The 17,093-nt window shown below is 59.5% G+C and carries 14 protein-coding genes; 9 read left to right on the forward strand and 5 right to left on the reverse strand.

The annotated features are described in order from the left end of the window. Positions 1 to 915 precede the first annotated feature (915 nt). Together BM017_RS12350 and BM017_RS12355 are read left to right on the forward strand one after the other, a co-directional pair. Positions 916 to 1,659 carry an ABC transporter permease gene (locus tag BM017_RS12350; protein ID WP_092244566.1) on the forward strand — a complete coding sequence of 248 codons (744 nt, stop codon included), beginning with the start codon at positions 916 to 918 and terminating at the stop codon, positions 1,657 to 1,659. After that, positions 1,659 to 2,372 carry an AAA family ATPase gene (locus BM017_RS12355; protein ID WP_078049345.1) on the forward strand — a complete coding sequence of 238 codons (714 nt, stop codon included), beginning with the start codon at positions 1,659 to 1,661 and terminating at the stop codon, positions 2,370 to 2,372. The genes BM017_RS12350 and BM017_RS12355 overlap by 1 nt, the downstream gene beginning before the upstream one ends. An 8-nt stretch (positions 2,373 to 2,380) precedes the next feature. On the opposite strand, the gene BM017_RS12360 is transcribed toward BM017_RS12355, so the two are convergent. The 3 genes from BM017_RS12360 to BM017_RS12370 form a co-directional block, all read right to left on the reverse strand. Next, positions 2,381 to 3,901: an ArnT family glycosyltransferase gene (locus BM017_RS12360; protein WP_092244569.1), complete on the reverse strand. Its 1,521-nt coding sequence runs from the start codon at positions 3,899 to 3,901 to the stop codon at positions 2,381 to 2,383. Further along, positions 3,901 to 5,556 (reverse strand): lipid IV(A) 4-amino-4-deoxy-L-arabinosyltransferase, encoded by a 1,656-nt coding sequence (gene arnT / locus BM017_RS12365; protein ID WP_092244572.1) that lies wholly within the window; start codon positions 5,554 to 5,556, stop codon positions 3,901 to 3,903. Before arnT ends, BM017_RS12360 begins: the two co-directional genes overlap by 1 nt. A 174-nt stretch (positions 5,557 to 5,730) precedes the next feature. Then, complete coding sequence (locus tag BM017_RS12370; protein WP_071492128.1) at positions 5,731 to 6,408, reverse strand: lipopolysaccharide core heptose(II)-phosphate phosphatase PmrG; 678 nt, start codon at positions 6,406 to 6,408, stop codon at positions 5,731 to 5,733. Between the two features lie 275 nt (positions 6,409 to 6,683). Here BM017_RS12370 and BM017_RS12375 point away from each other — a divergent pair, with 275 nt between their 5' ends. From BM017_RS12375 to BM017_RS12400, 6 genes are all read left to right on the forward strand, one after another. Beyond that, a complete protein-coding gene (locus BM017_RS12375; RefSeq protein WP_092244575.1) occupies positions 6,684 to 7,352 on the forward strand; it encodes an ABC transporter ATP-binding protein in 669 nt (222 codons plus the stop codon). 1 nt (position 7,353) lies between these two features. After that, positions 7,354 to 9,816 (forward strand): ABC transporter permease, encoded by a 2,463-nt coding sequence (locus BM017_RS12380; protein ID WP_092244578.1) that lies wholly within the window; start codon positions 7,354 to 7,356, stop codon positions 9,814 to 9,816. After that, positions 9,806 to 10,867 (forward strand): lipocalin-like domain-containing protein, encoded by a 1,062-nt coding sequence (locus tag BM017_RS12385; protein ID WP_092244581.1) that lies wholly within the window; start codon positions 9,806 to 9,808, stop codon positions 10,865 to 10,867. Before BM017_RS12380 ends, BM017_RS12385 begins: the two co-directional genes overlap by 11 nt. 138 nt (positions 10,868 to 11,005) lie before the next feature. Continuing rightward, positions 11,006 to 12,001: a hypothetical protein gene (locus BM017_RS29100; protein ID WP_092244584.1), complete on the forward strand. Its 996-nt coding sequence runs from the start codon at positions 11,006 to 11,008 to the stop codon at positions 11,999 to 12,001. A gap of 2 nt (positions 12,002 to 12,003) precedes the next feature. Beyond that, positions 12,004 to 12,384 carry a hypothetical protein gene (locus BM017_RS12395; RefSeq protein ID WP_092244587.1) on the forward strand — a complete coding sequence of 127 codons (381 nt, stop codon included), beginning with the start codon at positions 12,004 to 12,006 and terminating at the stop codon, positions 12,382 to 12,384. A gap of 114 nt (positions 12,385 to 12,498) precedes the next feature. Further along, complete coding sequence (locus BM017_RS12400; RefSeq protein ID WP_071492122.1) at positions 12,499 to 14,010, forward strand: hypothetical protein; 1,512 nt, start codon at positions 12,499 to 12,501, stop codon at positions 14,008 to 14,010. 60 nt (positions 14,011 to 14,070) lie between these two features. On the opposite strand, the gene BM017_RS12405 is transcribed toward BM017_RS12400, so the two are convergent. Further along, positions 14,071 to 15,168, reverse strand: a complete 1,098-nt coding sequence (locus BM017_RS12405; RefSeq protein WP_092244590.1) for an SMP-30/gluconolactonase/LRE family protein — start codon at positions 15,166 to 15,168, stop codon at positions 14,071 to 14,073. Further along, on the reverse strand, positions 15,165 to 15,842 hold the full coding sequence (locus BM017_RS12410; protein WP_092244593.1) for a sterol desaturase family protein: 678 nt from the start codon (positions 15,840 to 15,842) through the stop codon (positions 15,165 to 15,167). The genes BM017_RS12405 and BM017_RS12410 overlap by 4 nt, the downstream gene beginning before the upstream one ends. Positions 15,843 to 16,136: 294 nt before the next feature. On the opposite strand from BM017_RS12410, the gene BM017_RS12415 reads away from it, so the two are divergent. Further along, entirely contained in the window at positions 16,137 to 17,060 is a 924-nt protein-coding gene (locus tag BM017_RS12415; protein ID WP_092244596.1) for a substrate-binding domain-containing protein, read from the forward strand. The last annotated feature ends 33 nt before the right edge of the window (positions 17,061 to 17,093 follow it).

Below are 17,093 nucleotides of genomic sequence, written 5' to 3' on the forward strand. Positions count from 1 at the left end.
ATTCATTCGCGAGGCAGAAAAACTCAAGGAGGTACTCTGCACCATACACACCACCTGCGGGTGTGCTGAAAGCACTACGCGAGTTTGGCCGTCTCTGTTCACACATCCTCGGCGATGTAGTCATTACACAGATGAGCGAAGCCGGTATCAGCGTAGCGCGGACGACAAACATTAAGAACTAACCAGTGCCGTTTGTCGGTTTTTTTGTTCGCGTCTGTAGGACTGAGTTCTGTTTTGCAAAAGACACCTGCGTGGGTATTAGTTGATTCTATTAGTCCGATAATTTGTAAGTTATTAAATTCACAGGGTTTGATTTTTTGAAGTGTGATGGGTGATAGCTTTGACGTTTTTGGCAATTGTTGATCTTCTGAATTGTGTGAGTGAACTTTCCTAAAGTTGATAGTTATATTTCCTACGTGAAGGTTTTATCGTTGTTGCGATATTCTCCTGCTGGACTAGATTTGGTGTTGTTGCTTGACGGTGAGCAACCTAATTTAATGCGCGCATGAGGCTAATGAATATAACCATACCTAACTATGAAATCCTGAACTTTGAGGCGGAGAGTCTTTTAATTTCCGACGTCGGGGTTTCGAAAATTCATTCACAGTCGTTGATAAGAGCCCTTCGGCAACTAAAACTGTCGAAGCTGATGACGAAAGTCGAGCTGGATGAGGTGTTGGCGGAAAATGGATTAAATCAAAATGATACTTTTGCATTTTTAGAAAGAGCAATTCCCCTGAGATCTTGAGCATTTCTCACCTTTCTCCTTAGAGTTTTCAGATGTAGAGAAATTGATGCGCCCATTACTATCAAGGGATCTGGGTTCTTGCAAAAGGGATACCCGAGCGGTGGCGCACTGTACCCGGTTGAAAGCTCTAGGCTAGAAGTTATAGTCCCGTTTCCGTGAGGTGAATGATGGGTTTTTATTTCGTGTCAAGGCCGGTCTTGCTAGCAGTATTGTTCATAAAGGAACAACTCAGAGAACCTGTTGCATTATTTTGGACAGTGGTATCTCCAGTGGTTACCTATTATTTGCTTACCTACGCGCGTGCGCCACTGAGTAGTGAGGCCGTGGATTACCTGTCGAAGACTTCATGGTTTTACGCCTTTGTTTCCTCGAATGTTGCACTGTTCGGGCTTGCCTTTTACATAGTTGGTCGAAGGGAAAGTGGTTTTCTTCGGTCTTTTGTTTACACGGATCGTACGAAGGTTGTTTTTTTGATTGGGCAGTTTTCTGCATATTCAGTTGTTTCAATATTGTATTGCTCCGTATTTTATATGCTCACCCGTATTTTTTCAGGGGAGTTTGATGTCGCGGAGTATCTTGTGATCGTAGGGCGATTTTATGTTTGCTTTCTTCTTTTTTCTATACCCGCGCTGTTGCTGACGCTTGTCCCATTAGGCTTTCAAAATACGAGCACCCTCTTTTCAATTTTGTCCCTTACGATGTTGGCTCTCGGGATCATCAGTATGGGTCCAGTCAGTCCCGCCTTAGCTATTGTCGGTTTTTTTAACCCGATGTGGTGGGCGAATAAGATTATGTTGGACGGCGTGGTTGAATGCGGTTTGGTTTTCTGGGTTGTTGCCATTTCACTTGTGTTTTTGTTTTTAGTGATGTGTCGTTATTTATTAATCAATCCTGTTTGGAGTCGTTATTGATGGCAAGGCTTCTCGTAGACTCTCTTGACGTCAGATATGGAACTCATATCGTGTTTCATAAGGCTTCTCTGACAGTCACTGCCGGCTCCATATCAGGCCTTCTTGGCCCAAACGGCTCCGGCAAAACCACTTTTTTTGATGTGCTGTGCGGCCTGAAGAAAAGAGAGGGTGGTGAAATAAACAGCGCCTTTTCCAAGCTGCTGTACCTGTCACAGATCATCAGCACGCCCCCTGTATTTCGCATGTTCGACATCTTCAAAATGACCATGCTGTTTTGCTCCGACACCAGGGTCACCCAACAACATGCACTCGACAAAATCGAAAAATGGAGCCCCGGCATCGCAGAGCGTTACTGCGAGATCTGGAACAAAAAATCCGCACTCTGCAGCTATGGGGAAAAGCGTTGGTTTTTTACGTTGTCCCTGCTCTGCGCCAACGCGGACCTGGTGATACTGGATGAACCTACGGCGGGTGTGGATCCAGAGTTTCGTTATCACATCTGGCGTTGTCTGGAGGGGGCGGCGGCAGAGGGTGTCGCGGTGTTGGTTTCATCACACAACGTCGATGAAATCGTCGCGCATTGCGATGACTTTTACATGCTGAGCCAAAGGCGCTTCAACCGTTTCACTGATGCGCAAGGCTTCATGGGCGCCTACGACGCCCAAAGCCTGGATGAGGCATTTATCCATGCCGCCAGCCTGCCAAAAGGATAAGACCGCTTCTATTCAGGCAAGGGAACGAACGCCACGTTGCCGTCCTGCCGTTTTTGAAACAAACGCTCGCCATTGTCCGGCTGGGTGGTGATGACCTGGTGATCCGCGCCCAGGTACGCCAACGGCGTCGGATCATCCTTGGAATACTGCGTGACGATGATCGTGCGCTGCGGGTCGAAGGCCTTGCCGCTGGTTTTCTGCAGCCAGGCCATGAACGCCGCGCTGTCGCCCTGGCGCGGGAAGTCCTGGGTCTCGGCCACGTAGTAGAACGGCTCGCCACTGTTTTGCAGGTACATCGGCACCTTGTTGTCCACTTCCACCAGCACCATTTGCCACTTATCCCAAGGCGCGCTTTTGATTGCTTCGGTGCGCACATCCTCGGCCAGGCGGGTGACGCCGCCATTGCCGTTGCTCCATGGATAGGCCACGCCAATGACCAGCAGCATCAACACGGCGGCGCAGGCGAACCCTTTGTACCAGCGCGGCCGGCTGGCGGGCCTGGCTTGCAGGCGTTCGCTGAGCCACCAGGCGCCGAGCAACTGAGCGAAGGGCACCAGTGGCAACACGTAGTAGCTGCGCCGGCTGCCACTGGCGGTGAAGAACACAAACAACAGGCCCAGGCCCCACACCAGCCATCGCACGTTGGGCGGGGTCTGGCGCCAGTGCCGCAGCGCCAGCCACAGGCCGAGCAGCCAGCACGGCAGCCACGGCAGGGTGTAGGCGGGCAGGTAGATCAGGTAGGTGTAGATCGGCCCCATGTGGTCGAAGGGGTCGAAGAATCGCACCACATTTTCGCGGAATACCAGGGCCAGGCCGCTTTGCCCATAGGTCGGCGCACCGTAGACATGCGACAGCACGAACGGCACGGCATACACCGCGGTGGCGATCAGCAGGGCGAGCACCAGGCGCAGGTTGAGATGCTGCTTGTAGCGCTGCTCGCCGAGCAGGTGCGGCAGCAGGACCAGGCCCGGCAGCACAAAGCCGATCAAGCCCTTGAACAGCGAGGTCACGGCCAGCAACAGGAAAAACACGGTATAGCGACCCAGCCGGGTGTCCTCTGGTCCACGCCAGTACCACCATACCGCGGCCAGCACGCCACACACCGTCAGCACATCCGCCGTGGCCACCCGCGCCCAGAACAGAAAGTAGAAGGTGGTGGCGAGCATCCAGCCGGCGATCAGCCCGGTGCCTTTGCGCATCAGTTGCTCACCGAGCAGGTAGACCAGCCACACGCTCAGCCAGGCGCCGATCACCGAGGGCAAGCGCAGTGACCACGGCCCGAGGCCACCCATCAGGTGGGCCGTGGCGGTGATCAGCCAGTAGGAGGGCAGGGGCTTGTCGTAATAGGGGGTGCCCTTGAGATAGGGGTCGAAGTAGTCACCGCTTTGCAGCATCTGCAAGGCGATGTTCGCCCAGCGGGTCTCCGGGCCCCACAGGTCGCGTGCGCCGAGGCCGGTGAGCAGCAGCAGCGCGGTGACGCCCAGCAATAGCAGCAGGGCGCCGCGTTCGCTCTTCCACACAGTCGTCATCAGGGCAGGCTCGGATAGATGATCAGCTCGAGATAACCCTTGTAGTAACGTTTACCGCCTGGCGGCAGTTGCCCGGCTTCACGCATTTCACTGGTGCTGTTGACCCGCAGCAGCACGCCCACCGAGCCGTGCTGGCGCGCGTCCTTGAGCCAGGCCTGGACCCCGTCCAGTTCCACTTTGCGCTGCACCGAGCCTGCGTACTGCAAGCCGTAGCGCAGCTCGCCCTCGGTGTCATACAACGCGACTTCCGGTCGTTTCAAGCGCCAGGCCAGGGCGCTGGCACCGCCCAGTTCGTTGCTGAGCAGGGCGTGGGTCTGTTGCAGTTCTTCCAGGTGTTCAAGCACAAACTGGTCGGGCATTTCGTTGTCCGCGATCCATGACGGCATGCTTGCCGGCAGCAGGATCACCAGAACGCCGATACCCATTGCAGGCATCGCCCACAGGGTCAGCGGGCGAATCACTTGCAGCAGGTTGGCGAGAATCCACACCAGCAACACGATGAAGGCCAGGGACAAGCTGAACATCTCGGCGTGGCTGTTGCTGTACAGCGGCCGGGCGATTTGCAGGTAGATCAGGCCGATCATGGCCGCCATGCCGATCATGAAGTTGAACAGGCCATTGAGGCAGATCGTGCGGGCTTTACCCTGCTTGACCAGGTCGATCAGCGTATGGCCCATCAGCAATGCCAGGGGCAGCAGGCACGGCATGATGTAGGTCGGCAGCTTGCCTCTGCTCAAGCTGAACAGGCCCAGGGGCAGCAGCAGCCACAACGCCAGGAACGTGATCGCCGGCTGGCGCTTTTCCTGCCAGGTCTTGCGCAGAGTCGTCGGCAGCAGTCCCGCCCACGGCAGGCTGGACACGGCGATAATCGGCAGGAAGAACCACCAGGGCCGCACATGCTGCGCGTTGTCGGCGCTGAAGCGGCGAATGTGTTCATTCCAGAAAAAGAAGCGCCAGAAGTCGGGTTCCTGAAGATGGATGGCCAGCACCCACGGCAGGCCCACCAATACCGCGACCGCCATCGCCAGCGGGCCATAACGCAGTAGCTCTCCCAGGCGGCGTTGCCAGAGCATGTATGGCACGGCAATCAGCACCGGCAACACCAGGGCCAGGAAACCCTTGGTCATGAAACCCATGGCGCAGGCGAGGCCCACGATGACCCAGGCCCCGAGGCGGCCGCGCAGTGTGGTGCTGTCGAGCGCAAACCACAGGGCTACCAGACTCAGGTTGACCCAAAGCGTGAATTGCGGATCGAGGTTGGAGTACCCCGCCTGCCCGGCCACCAGGCCGAAGCTCAGGTAGAGCAGGGCACAGGCGAAGCTTTTGCGCGGGTCGTTCCACAGGCGACGGGCGATCAGGTAGGCCAGCAGCACGCTCAAGCCGGTGGTCAGCGCCGAGGCGATGCGCACGCCGAACAGGTTTTGACCAAACACCGCCTGGCCCAGGGCAATCAACCAGTAGCCGCCGGCGGGTTTTTCGAAGTAGCGGATGCCCATGAAGTGCGGCACCACCCAGTTACCGCTCTGGAGCATTTCCTGGCTGATCTGGGCGTAGCGGGTTTCGTCCGGGGTCCACAGGCCGTGCAGGCCCAGGGGCAGCAGGTAAAACGCAACGAAGGCCAGCAGTAATACCGTCAGGGATTTTAGTCGGGTCATGCAAACGTCGCTCCCTGACGCTCAGTGATGTAGGTTTCAAGTAATGAATTAATAGTTGGAAAAGTCACAGCGTTCACGCAATTGCAGAAAATATTCATGATGTCCTTATTTAAAAGGCGCAACTAAACATGCCAGAACAGGGCTGTCTTTTTGCTGAACAGGGCGGCGGGTAAGTTAGTGAGTCTGTTTTAGCGCGGCAGGCCAATCCGGGTTGTTGACGATGCCCAGGATCTTCAATTTACCGTTGGGCAATGCCTGCACGAACAATGCGCTGCCGTATTCGGGGAACGCGGCATGGGGGAAGCCCTGGGTTTTTTCGAAGTCGGCGATGCAACCACTGTGGGTGACGAACACCAGGTTGCGTCCGGGGGTCTTTTGACTGAGCAATTCCTCGCCCATGGCCGTGCCGCAGATGGCCTGTTGGCCCGAGGTCAGCTCGTTTTTGTCGAACATGAAACGCAGGGTCTGCGCCGTGCGGATAGCCGGGCTGGCAAGCACATCGCTGGTGTCCATCCCCATGGATTTAAAGGCGTTGCCGAGCTTTTCGGCCTGTTGGCTGCCGTGCACTGTGAGGCCTTCCACCGGGCCCAGGCACGGGTTGGTGGAGCGGTCGCAGCGCTCTTCATGGCGCACCAGTACGATCAGGTCGCCGTCGCGCCACAGCGGCATCACTTGCGAGGTCAGCAGGCGGTCGCCGATGCCCAGGTCCCGTGGCGACGCCGGCCAGAACAGGCTGCAAACCAGCAGCAGGCCAACCACCGCAAGTCCCAGCCAGAGTCGTTGCAAACGCTTGAAAAAGTCCCGGGGCGAGCGCGGTTTGGTCAGGGTAAGGTCAACCACTTCATTCACCATGGGCATTGTTGGCAGTGTTGTATTAGTTAGGCGCAACGTTTTAGCGAATGTCCTTAGTGGGACCAGAGGCTGTCACACGACGGCTGTCTTTTCGCTGAACACCTTGCATGTAAAAAGTTGTGAAAAAGGGCAACTAACAAGTTGCCGACAAGTGATGCTTGGTGGGTAATTTAAAGAGGCGCGGGTGGGCAGCCGGTGAAATCCATGTGAAAAATTTGCGTGGCCTTGGGCGGTAGCCGTTATTCTCGATGGCCGCCCATCAAACGAGTGTTGTCATGTTGCAGGTGCAAGGTGTGACCAAAAGCTATGCCACCCCCCAGGGGCCTTTGGCAGTGTTGGCCGGTGTCGATCTGCACCTGGGCCGGCGCAGCAGTCTGGCGCTGATGGGCGAGTCGGGCAGCGGCAAGAGCACTTTGCTGCACCTGGTGGCCGGGCTCGACCGTGTGGATGGCGGCAGCATCCAGGTGGGCGAGCAGCGCCTTGACCAACTGAGCGAAGCGCAACTGGCCCATTGGCGACGTACCGAAATCGGTCTGGTGTTCCAGCAGTTCAACCTGATCGGCAGCTTGCGGGTCGAGGATAACCTGGCGTTCCAGGCGCGGCTGGCGGGGCGCTTTGACCCGCAGTGGCAGGCGCAATTGGTCGAGCGCCTGGGCCTTGGGGATTTGCTCAAGCGCTACCCGGAACAACTCTCCGGCGGCCAGCAGCAACGGGTGGCGGTGGGGCGCGCATTGGCGTCACGCCCGGGCCTGTTGTTGGCCGACGAGCCCACCGGCAACCTGGACGAGGCGACCAGCGACGAAGTGCTGCAACTGTTGCTGGACCTCTTGCGCGACAGCCCCACCAGCCTGTTGATGGTCACCCACAGCCCGCGCATCGCTGCACGACTGGACCGCCAGGTGGTGTTGCAGCGTGGGCGCGTCCTAGCCGCAGGCGCCGCCTGAGATGGCGGTATTTCAGTGGACCTTGCGCGCATTGCTCAGCCACTGGCGACGGCATCCCGTGCAGTTTTTCAGCGTGCTCACCGGCCTCTGGCTGGCGACCGCGCTGTTGATCGGCGTGCAAGCCCTCAACAGCCAGGCGCGTGACAGCTATGCCCGCGCCAGCCAATTGATCGGCGGCGAACCCCAGGCCAGCCTCGGTGCGCCGGACGGGGCGAGTTTCCCCCAGGCGGTCTTCGCTCAATTGCGCCGCGCTGGTTGGCCGGTGTCTCCGGTGGTACAGGGGCGGGTACAGCTCAAGGGGCAGGAGGATGTACGCCTGCAGTTGATGGGCATCGATCCGTTGTCGTTGCCCGGCAGCGGCGCCGTGGCAGGGCAGCGCTTGAGCCAGGCGCAGATGCTCGCCTTCCTTGACCCGCCGGGGCGTACCTGGATCGCGCCGCAGACCTTGCAGGCCTTGGGGCTGCGCGAAGGCCAGCAACCGACCACTGTGGGCGGCCGCACACTGCCGCCATTGCAAGCCCAAGCAGACATGGCGCCCGGCCTGTTGCTCACCGACATCGGTTTCGCCCAGCCCGTGCTGCAGATGCCTGAGCGCCTGTCGCGGCTGCTGGTGGACAAGGCGTTCGCGGCCAGCCAACCCACGCCGCCCGCCGGGTTGCAACTCAAGCAAGGCGAGGACAATAACCTCGCTCGCCTCACCGAGAGCTTTCACCTGAACCTCGACGCGCTGGGCTTCCTGTCCTTCGTGGTGGGGCTGTTCATCGTGCATGCCGCCATCGGCCTGGCCCTGGAGCAACGGCGCGGGCTGCTGCGCACGTTGCGCGCGTGTGGGGTCAGCGTGCGCCTGCTGATTGTGAGCTTGAGCGTGGAATTGGGCGTGCTCTCGCTGCTCGGTGGTGTGCTGGGCGTCGCCAGCGGCTACCTGTTGGCCAGTCTGCTATTGCCCGATGTGGCCGCCAGCCTGCGTGGCTTGTATGGCGCTGAAGTACCGGGACAGTTGAGCCTCAGCCCGTGGTGGTGGGGCGCGGGGCTGGGCTTGAGCCTGCTCGGTGCGGTGCTCGCCGGTGCCGGCAGCCTGTGGCGGGCGGCGCGCCTGCCCTTGCTGGCGCTGGCCAACGCCCAGGCCTGGCATGAAGCTCACGGTCGCTGGTTGCGTCGTCAAGCGTGGGTGGCCGCCGCTGCGTTGCTGATCGCCGTGCTGGCGCTGTGGCTGGGTAACAGCCTGGCTGCCGGCTTTGTACTGATGGCGGCATTGCTGCTTGGCGCCGCCCTGGGGTTGCCGGTGCTGCTCAACGGCCTGCTCAAGGCCGTGTTGGGGCGTAGCCGTTCGGTGCTCGGCCAGTGGTTTCTCGCCGACTGCCGCCAGCAGTTGCCGGCCTTGAGCCTGGCCCTGATGGCGCTGCTCTTGGCCCTGGCCGCGAACATCGGCGCAGGCTCCATGACCTCGGGTTTTCGTCATACCTTCAACAACTGGCTGGAGCAGCGCCTGACTGCCGAGTTGTATCTCAACCCACAAAGCCCTGCCCAGGCCGAACAACTCGGCACCTGGCTGACGCAACAGCCGTTAGTGCAGGCCGTGCTGCCCACCTGGCAGGTCGCCGTGCAAGTGCAGGGCTGGCCGGCGGACCTGTTTGGCGTGGTCGACGATCCCACCTACCGTCAGCATTGGCCGCTGCTGGAGGCCACGAGCGAACCCTGGGACCAGTTGCAGAAGGGCGACACCTTGATGCTCAGCGAGCAACTGGCGCGCCGGCTCGGGGTGAAACTGGGCGATGCCGTGAACATCCCCACGCCCCAGGGTGTGTGGTCACCGAAGGTGGTGGGGATTTACGCCGACTACGGCAATCCCAAGGGGCATGTGCTGGTCAGCTCACAACATCTGCTGGCGCACTGGCCGACGCTGTCACCGGCGCGTTTCAACCTGCGGGTGTCACCGTCGGACGTGGCGCCGCTGGTACGTGAGGTGCAGCGCGCCTTTGCCCTGGACGACAACCGTATCGTCGATCAGCAACAACTCAAGGGCTGGTCGAGCCAGGTGTTCGAGCGCACCTTCGCCGCCACCGCTGCCCTGAACAGCCTGACCTTGGGCGTGGCCGGCGTGGCGTTGTTCATCAGCCTGTTGACCCAGAGCCAGAGCCGCCTGGGCCAGCTCGCACCGCTGTGGGCATTGGGCGTCACGCGTCGGCAATTGATGCTGCTCAACCTCGGCCAGACCTGGCTGCTGGCGGTGCTCACGTTGGTGCTGGCCGTACCGCTCGGCCTGCTGTTGGCGTGGTGCCTGGATGCAGTGATCAACGTGCAGGCGTTTGGCTGGCGCCTGCCATTGCAGGTGTTCCCGTGGCAGCTGGCGCAATTGCTAGGGCTGGCGATGCTGGCGACCTTGCTGGCGTCGGCCTGGCCGTTGTGGCAGTTGTACCGCAGCCGTCCTGCGGATTTGTTGAGGACGTTTGCCCATGAAGATTAAGCCCCTGTTGGTGGTGTGTCTGTTACTGGCCGCTTGCGACAAAGTGCCCGCGCCACAGGAAAGCTTTGCCGGCCTGGGCAGCGACGCGGCGGACTTTGCCCAGGTGGTACCGGGCAAGGTGTTCAGCTTCCCCGAGGATCATGGCCCCCATGCGGACTTTCGTATCGAATGGTGGTACGTCACGGCCAATCTCAAGGACGCGCAGGGCAATGTATTTGGCGTGCAATGGACGTTGTTTCGCAATGCACTCAAGGCCGGGCCGGTGCAAGCAGGCTGGCATGACTCCACCGTGTGGCTCGGCCACGCGGCCGTCACGTCCGCCACCCACCATTACGCCGCCGAGCGTTACGCACGCGGTGGCGTCGGCCAGGCCGGAGCCCAGGCAGTGCCGTTCAACGCCTGGATCGATGATTGGAATTTCGCCACCCGTCCGGGTGCAATGGGCGCCTTGTCGGACATGCAACTCAAGGCCAGCGGTGCGCAATTCGCCTACGACCTGCACCTGACATCCAGCCGTCCATTGGTGCTGCAGGGCGACAGCGGTTACAGCCGCAAATCCGACCAGGGCCAGGCCTCGTACTACTACAGCCAACCGTTTTTCAACGCCAGCGGCAGCGTTAGCCTTGATGGCCGGGTGTATCAAGTCAGCGGCCCGGCCTGGCTCGACCGCGAATGGAGCAGCCAACCGCTGACCGCCAGCCAGACCGGCTGGGACTGGTTTTCCCTGCACCTGGACCGGGGCGAGCAATTGATGTTGTTCCGAGTACGGCAAACCGATGGCGCGTCCTACCTGACCGGCACCTGGATTGATCGCGAGGGCCATACACAAACCCTGCACAACGCGGATATCCAACTGACGCCGCTGGAAACGACGACCATAGAAGGGCGCAAGATCCCCACCCGCTGGTCGCTGAAAATCCCCGGCAAGCAGCTGGATATCACTACGCAAGCAGTCAACCCGAATGCCTGGATGAACCTGAGTATCCCGTACTGGGAAGGCCCGGTGCAGTTCGAGGGCGGGGTGGGTTACCTGGAAATGACCGGGTATTAGGGTTGTTTCCGTAGGCTGTATTTCTTTGCTGCGTAGGCAGCTTCCCAAATGTAAATCGCCCCCCCCTGGACGTGTGTCCGGGGCGCAGGAGCTTGCTTATATTTCGACGCCATCTTCACTGCTCACAGGATGTGAGGCATGGCGCAAAGCTTTATCAACAACCGCGTAACGGACTATCAGAGCTTGAAAAACCGACTGATGGGCGGTGCCCCCAGCCGCCAGCGTTCCGCTCATTTTGATGTGCTGAACCGGCACCTGCGTCCCGGCCTGGTGGCGCCCGGGCAACTGGTGATTATTCCCGACAGCCACAGCGTGAATTGCTCGGTGGAGGAGGCTTGGTTGATGCGGCATGCCGAGGAGGTACGCCGCCATCTGGAGGGAAGTGCTGCGGCCGGCACGACGGTGATCGACAACTATGACTTGCTGCAGAGTTTCATGGCGAATGGCTCGATTGGCATCGGCAGTGCGACCTCGGCCTGGGCGCGGCACCTGGATGAAGTGGCGCAGACGCTGGAGGAGATCGAGCGGTTGCATCAGCGGTTGAAGGACGGTGTGTTGGACAGGGCTGCGTTTATTCAACAGCGCCAGGGATTGTTCCGGCGGTTGGAGGTGCAACTGCAAGGTGCGGCGCGGTTGGGTACGGGGTTGCAGGGCAATGATTCGTTAAAAAAGGTGTTGGGCCTATCGACCAAGAGCTATCTGCATAAAGGTGAAATTGCGGGGTATGCGAAGCGGATGCGGGAGATTGCGCAGATGTCGAAGTGGTTGGGTAAAGGGACTTATGTGGGGTTGGCGCTGGATGTGGGAGTGGCAGGGTTGGAGATCAAGGAGGCGTGTGTGGAGGGGCGGGAGGCGCAGTGTAGACGGGCGAAGTATGTGGAGGCGGGGAGGTTGGTGGGGTCAGTGGCGGGGGCCGCGACTCTGGGAGCTTGGGGCGCAAAAGTTGCTGGTCGGGCATGCAAGTTGTTTTTAGGTGTTCGTCTGAAAGGGAATGGTGAACTCGCATGTGGAGTTGTTGGAGGTGTAGCGGGGGGGACGACGGGAGGTGATGCGTTAGGTGATTTCGGTTCATTTCTGGGGGGGGCGGTTATAGAGATCGATGGGGATTTGATATTTCAACCTGAAGGGGCCTGACAGTGGACTTTTTTCTCGTTTACTCAGTCGTGCTGTTTGTTTGGTTGTTTTTTTCCTTAGGGGTGCTGATTTTTGCAAAATACATAAAGCTCGACGAGGTCGAAAGTTACTTCCTTGAAAACGAAAAGGTTCGCGAGAACAAGCGCTTCTGGAGCCGAAACCAGTGGATCGACAGGCAGCATCGCATGATGCTGATTTCTGACTTCTTTTCAAACTCAAAACGCCATGTGGAGGCCGGTTTGGTGACAGAGGCCGAACTGGCATCTGTTCCTGTAGCGCTCAAGCGTTGGATGGTGTGGCCCTACTACCTTTTGCAAATTTTGGCCGTCGCAACAGCAGTCTGGGGCTTCTGGCGCTGGTGGTGCGACATCCCCATTCCATAGAAATTGAAATTTCTTCAAAAAAATACTGTACATCCATCCAGTCATATTCTACATTCCATCCCAGGTGACCGGACGTCACCTGAGCTTCACTTTTTAACTATGGATGGATAAAAAATGAAATCGAAAAAAGCCTTTATGCTGGGCGCGGCCATGGCGGCCTCCTGCTTCGTTTCGGCCTTCGCCCTGGCCGAGCAATACCCTCACCTGGCTGCACAAGCCGTTCAAACTGACATCAAGCAAAGCCTCAAAGCCGCCGGTATAGTGCCGGCCACCAAGGCCCCAGCGACGCTCAAGCAGCAACTCAAAGCGGGTGCTCAACTGAAAAAACCGGCGTTCGCCGCCAAGGCCCAGGCCGATTCGGTGGTGGAAGATCATGCCGCTCCGGCACCGGTAACCCAGGTCAAGAAAGCCGATGCCCAGGCAGCGGCCGCCGTGCAGGCGGCACTGGTCCAGGGCTGTGAAACCACGCTGGATGTGAACCAGTTGTACACCATCAATGGCGTACAGACCGGTGACCTGCTGTGCTACCACTTCAACCTGCCACAGAAGGCGCGCATCAACGCGTTGCTGGTGGGTCAGACCGCAGGCACCGACATGTCGTTGACCCTGTTCCAGGACGATGGTCAAGGCAATCCGCTCCCGCTGGGCACCTCCAATAATCCAGGCACGGGCGATGAAAGCCTGAGCGGGGTGGTGCCTGCCGGTGACTACTACTGGTTCATGGAAGCCAACGCAGCGGTGCAGGGCTCCAGCTTCCAGTTCGGTGTGGCGGTGGATGCCAACATCGATGCCTATGAACCCAATGACACGCCCGACACGGCGTTTCAACTGCCGGATACCCTGAACTACATCAAAGGCAACGCCGACAGCCTAGACGATGTCGACTACTTTGATTTCACGGCGGTCCGTGGCCAGAGCGTAGGCATAGCCCTGACGGCCGACGCGGCCAGTGGCAGCACCCGTAACAAGTGGATCCTTGAGCGTTTCGATGGCAGCCAGTGGGTCACCGTGGGTGCGAATGTCGTGTCGACGTCGATCCCGAACCCGGGTGTCGGTGGGGTAGTCAAGGTGCGTGTTCGTCCGAACCAACACCCGAATGAGCCTTGGAGCGCAACGGGCAAATACAACCTGTCCTTCGGTTCCAACCCTCGGGTCAACAGCCCTGATGTAAAAGGCGAAGGCAACGTGTTGCGCATCCCTTACTCCGCGTCCGACGTGGGGTATGGCTACATGACCACCCAGGCCTATCGCGACCTGACCTGGACCATGGGGCTGTCGGACAGCACCGGCGCACCGCTGGTGGGGCTGCACCCGATCGTCTACCTCGACCAGCACATCAACCCCGACACCGGTGCTATCGTCTACAAAGGGTATTCGGCGGCTACCAACAGTGCCGGTCAGGCGAGTGGCACGATCAACGTGGGCACCTGCTTCGGTGACTTCCAGACCACCTTTGTCGACTACGCCCAGGGCTACAAAAACACTTGGCGTACCGACTTCAACTACGGGGTATGGCGCATGGAAGTGCTGGAATACCCAGGTATCGGCGTGGGTGGTGATAACACTGAGTTCGTCAGCTTTGGCCATCTGTGCAAGCAGACCCTGCTCAGCAGCACCAAGAGCTAAGCGTGTTTAACCAGTAACCACCAGGGCATACAGGCCGCGCGCCTGTATGCCCTTTTTGCGTCAGGGCGCCAACGCCTGTGCCAACGGCAACCGCGCCATGCTCGTGCCCTTCAACGAGCCCAGGTACAACCACTCGCCGTATTCCCGAGCGGTGGTAATGGGCGAGTAATTCCCCGCGCTGCCATCCTGCAAATTGGCAATCACCTTGCCTTGCGTATCCAACCCCAGCACAAAGGCTTTGCGCTCGATCGGCTTGGGCACCACCATCAACGCCCGCACCATCACTTTGCGCAGCAAGGGGTACCCGGCGAAGCTGTCCAGCAAAGGGTTGCGCGGTGAATACAGCGCCACCCGGAAACGGTCCTGGCCGTTGAAACTGAGGTTGTCCGGCAGGCCGGGCAGGTTGTCGATAAACAGGTCATGGCTGCCGGCACGTTCGCCCTTGAGCCAATACCGGCTGATGCGATAGGCGCCGGTCTCATTGACCAGTACGTAATGTTCATCCGGGCCCAGGGCCACGCCATTGGCGAATTGCAGCTGGTCGAGCAGCACCTCGGTGGTGCTGTTGCTGAAGTCATAGCGCAGCAACCGGCCATCGCCACCATGCTCGATCACCGCTTCGCCGTCCTGGCCGTAACCCCAGCGGCTCGATGCATCACTGAAGTAGGCATAACGCCCGCTGGCGTCCACGGTGACGTCATTGGTGAAACCGAAGGGGACGTTATTGGCACCCGTGCTCAAGGTAGTGAGTTGGCGGTTTGCATCCAGGGCGAGCAGGCCCTTGATGCCATCGGCAATGATCAAGCGCCCATCCGGGTGCAGCGCCAGACCCAGGGGCCGCCCGCCGGTGTCGGCCAGCACCTCCAGGCTGCGGCTGTCGGGCGCGGTGCGGATGATGCGCCCGTCATGCAGGCCGCTGATCAGATAACCCTGTGTATCCAGCAGCAACGCCTCTGGCCCGGCGATGTCCTGGGCGCCGATCTTCTGCACGCCCTTGAGACGCTGGTTTTCGGCGTAGGGGCCGTCCTTCATCGAAGGTGGCTTGGGCGGTGTCCAGTTCACCGGTTGCACTTTGGTGGGCATCAGCAGCAAGAAGGCAATCACCAGCAGAAACAGCACAAACAACAGATGACGCAGTTTTTTGGGACGGGTACTCATGACGATTCCTGGTTGTCGTGGGGGCCCGGCTCCCAGTACAGGGTGCCGAACAGGTAATCCATCAGCGGGAGGACGATATTGAAATTGCGCCCCTGCATCAGCTCGCGGCGGTGATGCAGGGCATGCAACTGGTGCATCTGGCGGATCCACGGCAGGCGTGCCACCGGGTGGTCGGCGGGCAGGTGCTCACAGGCGTGAAACAATTCGTAAAGCAAATACCCGAGGATCATGCACCCGGCGAACAGGCCGGCGACGTTGGGACTCAGTTGCTTGATCAACCACCACGCGGGCAGTGTGATCGCCAGGCTGTGCAACACGATCAGCCAGGCCGGGAACAGGATGACGCGCCAGTCCCGGGGGCTGTCGTAGGTCATGTGGCCGGGGGTGAAAAAGCTGTGGTGATCGCCAGTGTGGCGCGCATAAAACAGGCGGGACAAGGCGTGTTTGTGGTGGCCGAGGTGGCGGTGCACCAGGTAGATACACAGGTTGAAGAACACCAGCGTCGCGGGCACGGTCAGCCATTGCAGTGCGGTGATCTGGTGCGTCGATGACCAGGCCAGGCTGATGCATGCGATGCCGTAGCCGAACACGAAACCGGCGTGGAGCCAGGGGTTGTAGTGGCGCGCGACTTGGGCGCGGTAACGGGCGCGAAAGGTCTCGGTGGGATGGGCCATGGCAGGCAGCTCGGTATTTTTTATTGGAGGCTGAGCTTAGTTGGTACTCAAGATTGTGCGAGGTTTTGTGGTGCACACATGAACACGTGTGGGAGGGGGCTTGCCCCCGATGGTGGCGGGTCAGTCACTTACATCGCCAACTGACACTCCGCCATCGGGGGCAAGCCCCCTCCCACATTCCGACCGAAGCCGACCAGTGGCCCCTTGCGTCACCCGAATTTCCTTGTTAGCTTCTCGCAAAATGTTAACGATAACATTTGCTCTAACAATAAAAACAAAACAGAGAACCACGCCATGAAAATGCTCCCGAAAACCCTGTGTTTATTGGCTGTAAGCATCACCCTCGGCACCGCTGCCCCCGCTTTTGCCGACGCCGCCAAGCCGATCCGCATCGGCGCGTCCTTCCAGGAAATCAACAACCCCTATTTCGTCACCATGAAAAACGCCCTGGAAGAAGCCGGGGCGAGCATCGGTGCGAAACTGATCATCACCGACGCCCGCCACGACGTGTCCAAGCAGGTCAGCGACGTCGAAGACATGCTGCAAAAAGGCATCGATATCCTGCTGATCAACCCCACCGATTCGGTCGGCGTGCAATCGGCCGTCAAATCCGCCCATGCCGCCGGTGTGGTGGTTGTCGCGGTCGATGCCCAGGCGGATGGCCCGCTGGATTCCTTTGTCGGTTCGAAAAACTTCGATGCCGGCTTCCAGGCCTGTGAATACCTGGCCAAGAGCATCGGCGACAAAGGCAACATCGCCATCCTCGACGGCATCGCCGTGGTGCCGATCCTGGAGCGTGTGCGCGGTTGCAAGGAAGCCGTGGCCAAGCACCCGGACATCAAGATTGTCAGCATCCAGAACGGCAAGCAGGAGCGCGACCAGGCGCTGACCGTCACCGAAAACATGCTACAGGCGCAACCGACGCTCAAAGGTATTTTCAGCGTGAATGACAATGGCTCCCTCGGCGCACTCTCGGCCATCGAAGCCAGCGGCCTGGACGTGAAACTGGTCAGCGTCGACGGCGCGCCGGAAGCGATCAAGGCGATCCAGAAGCCGGGCAGCAAGTTCATCGCCACCTCGGCGCAATACCCTCGCGACCAGATCCGCCTTGCCCTGGGCATTGCCCTGGCCAAGAAGTGGGGCTCGCAAGTGCCGGCCACCATCCCGGTGGACATCACCTTGATCGACCGGGACAAGGCCAAGGATTTCAGCTGGTAAATCACCCGGGCCCCACGCCATCCGTGGGGCTTG

It is taken from the genome of Pseudomonas sp. NFPP04 (assembly GCF_900113815.1).
Classification (GTDB): Bacteria; Pseudomonadota; Gammaproteobacteria; order Pseudomonadales; family Pseudomonadaceae; genus Aquipseudomonas; species Aquipseudomonas extremorientalis.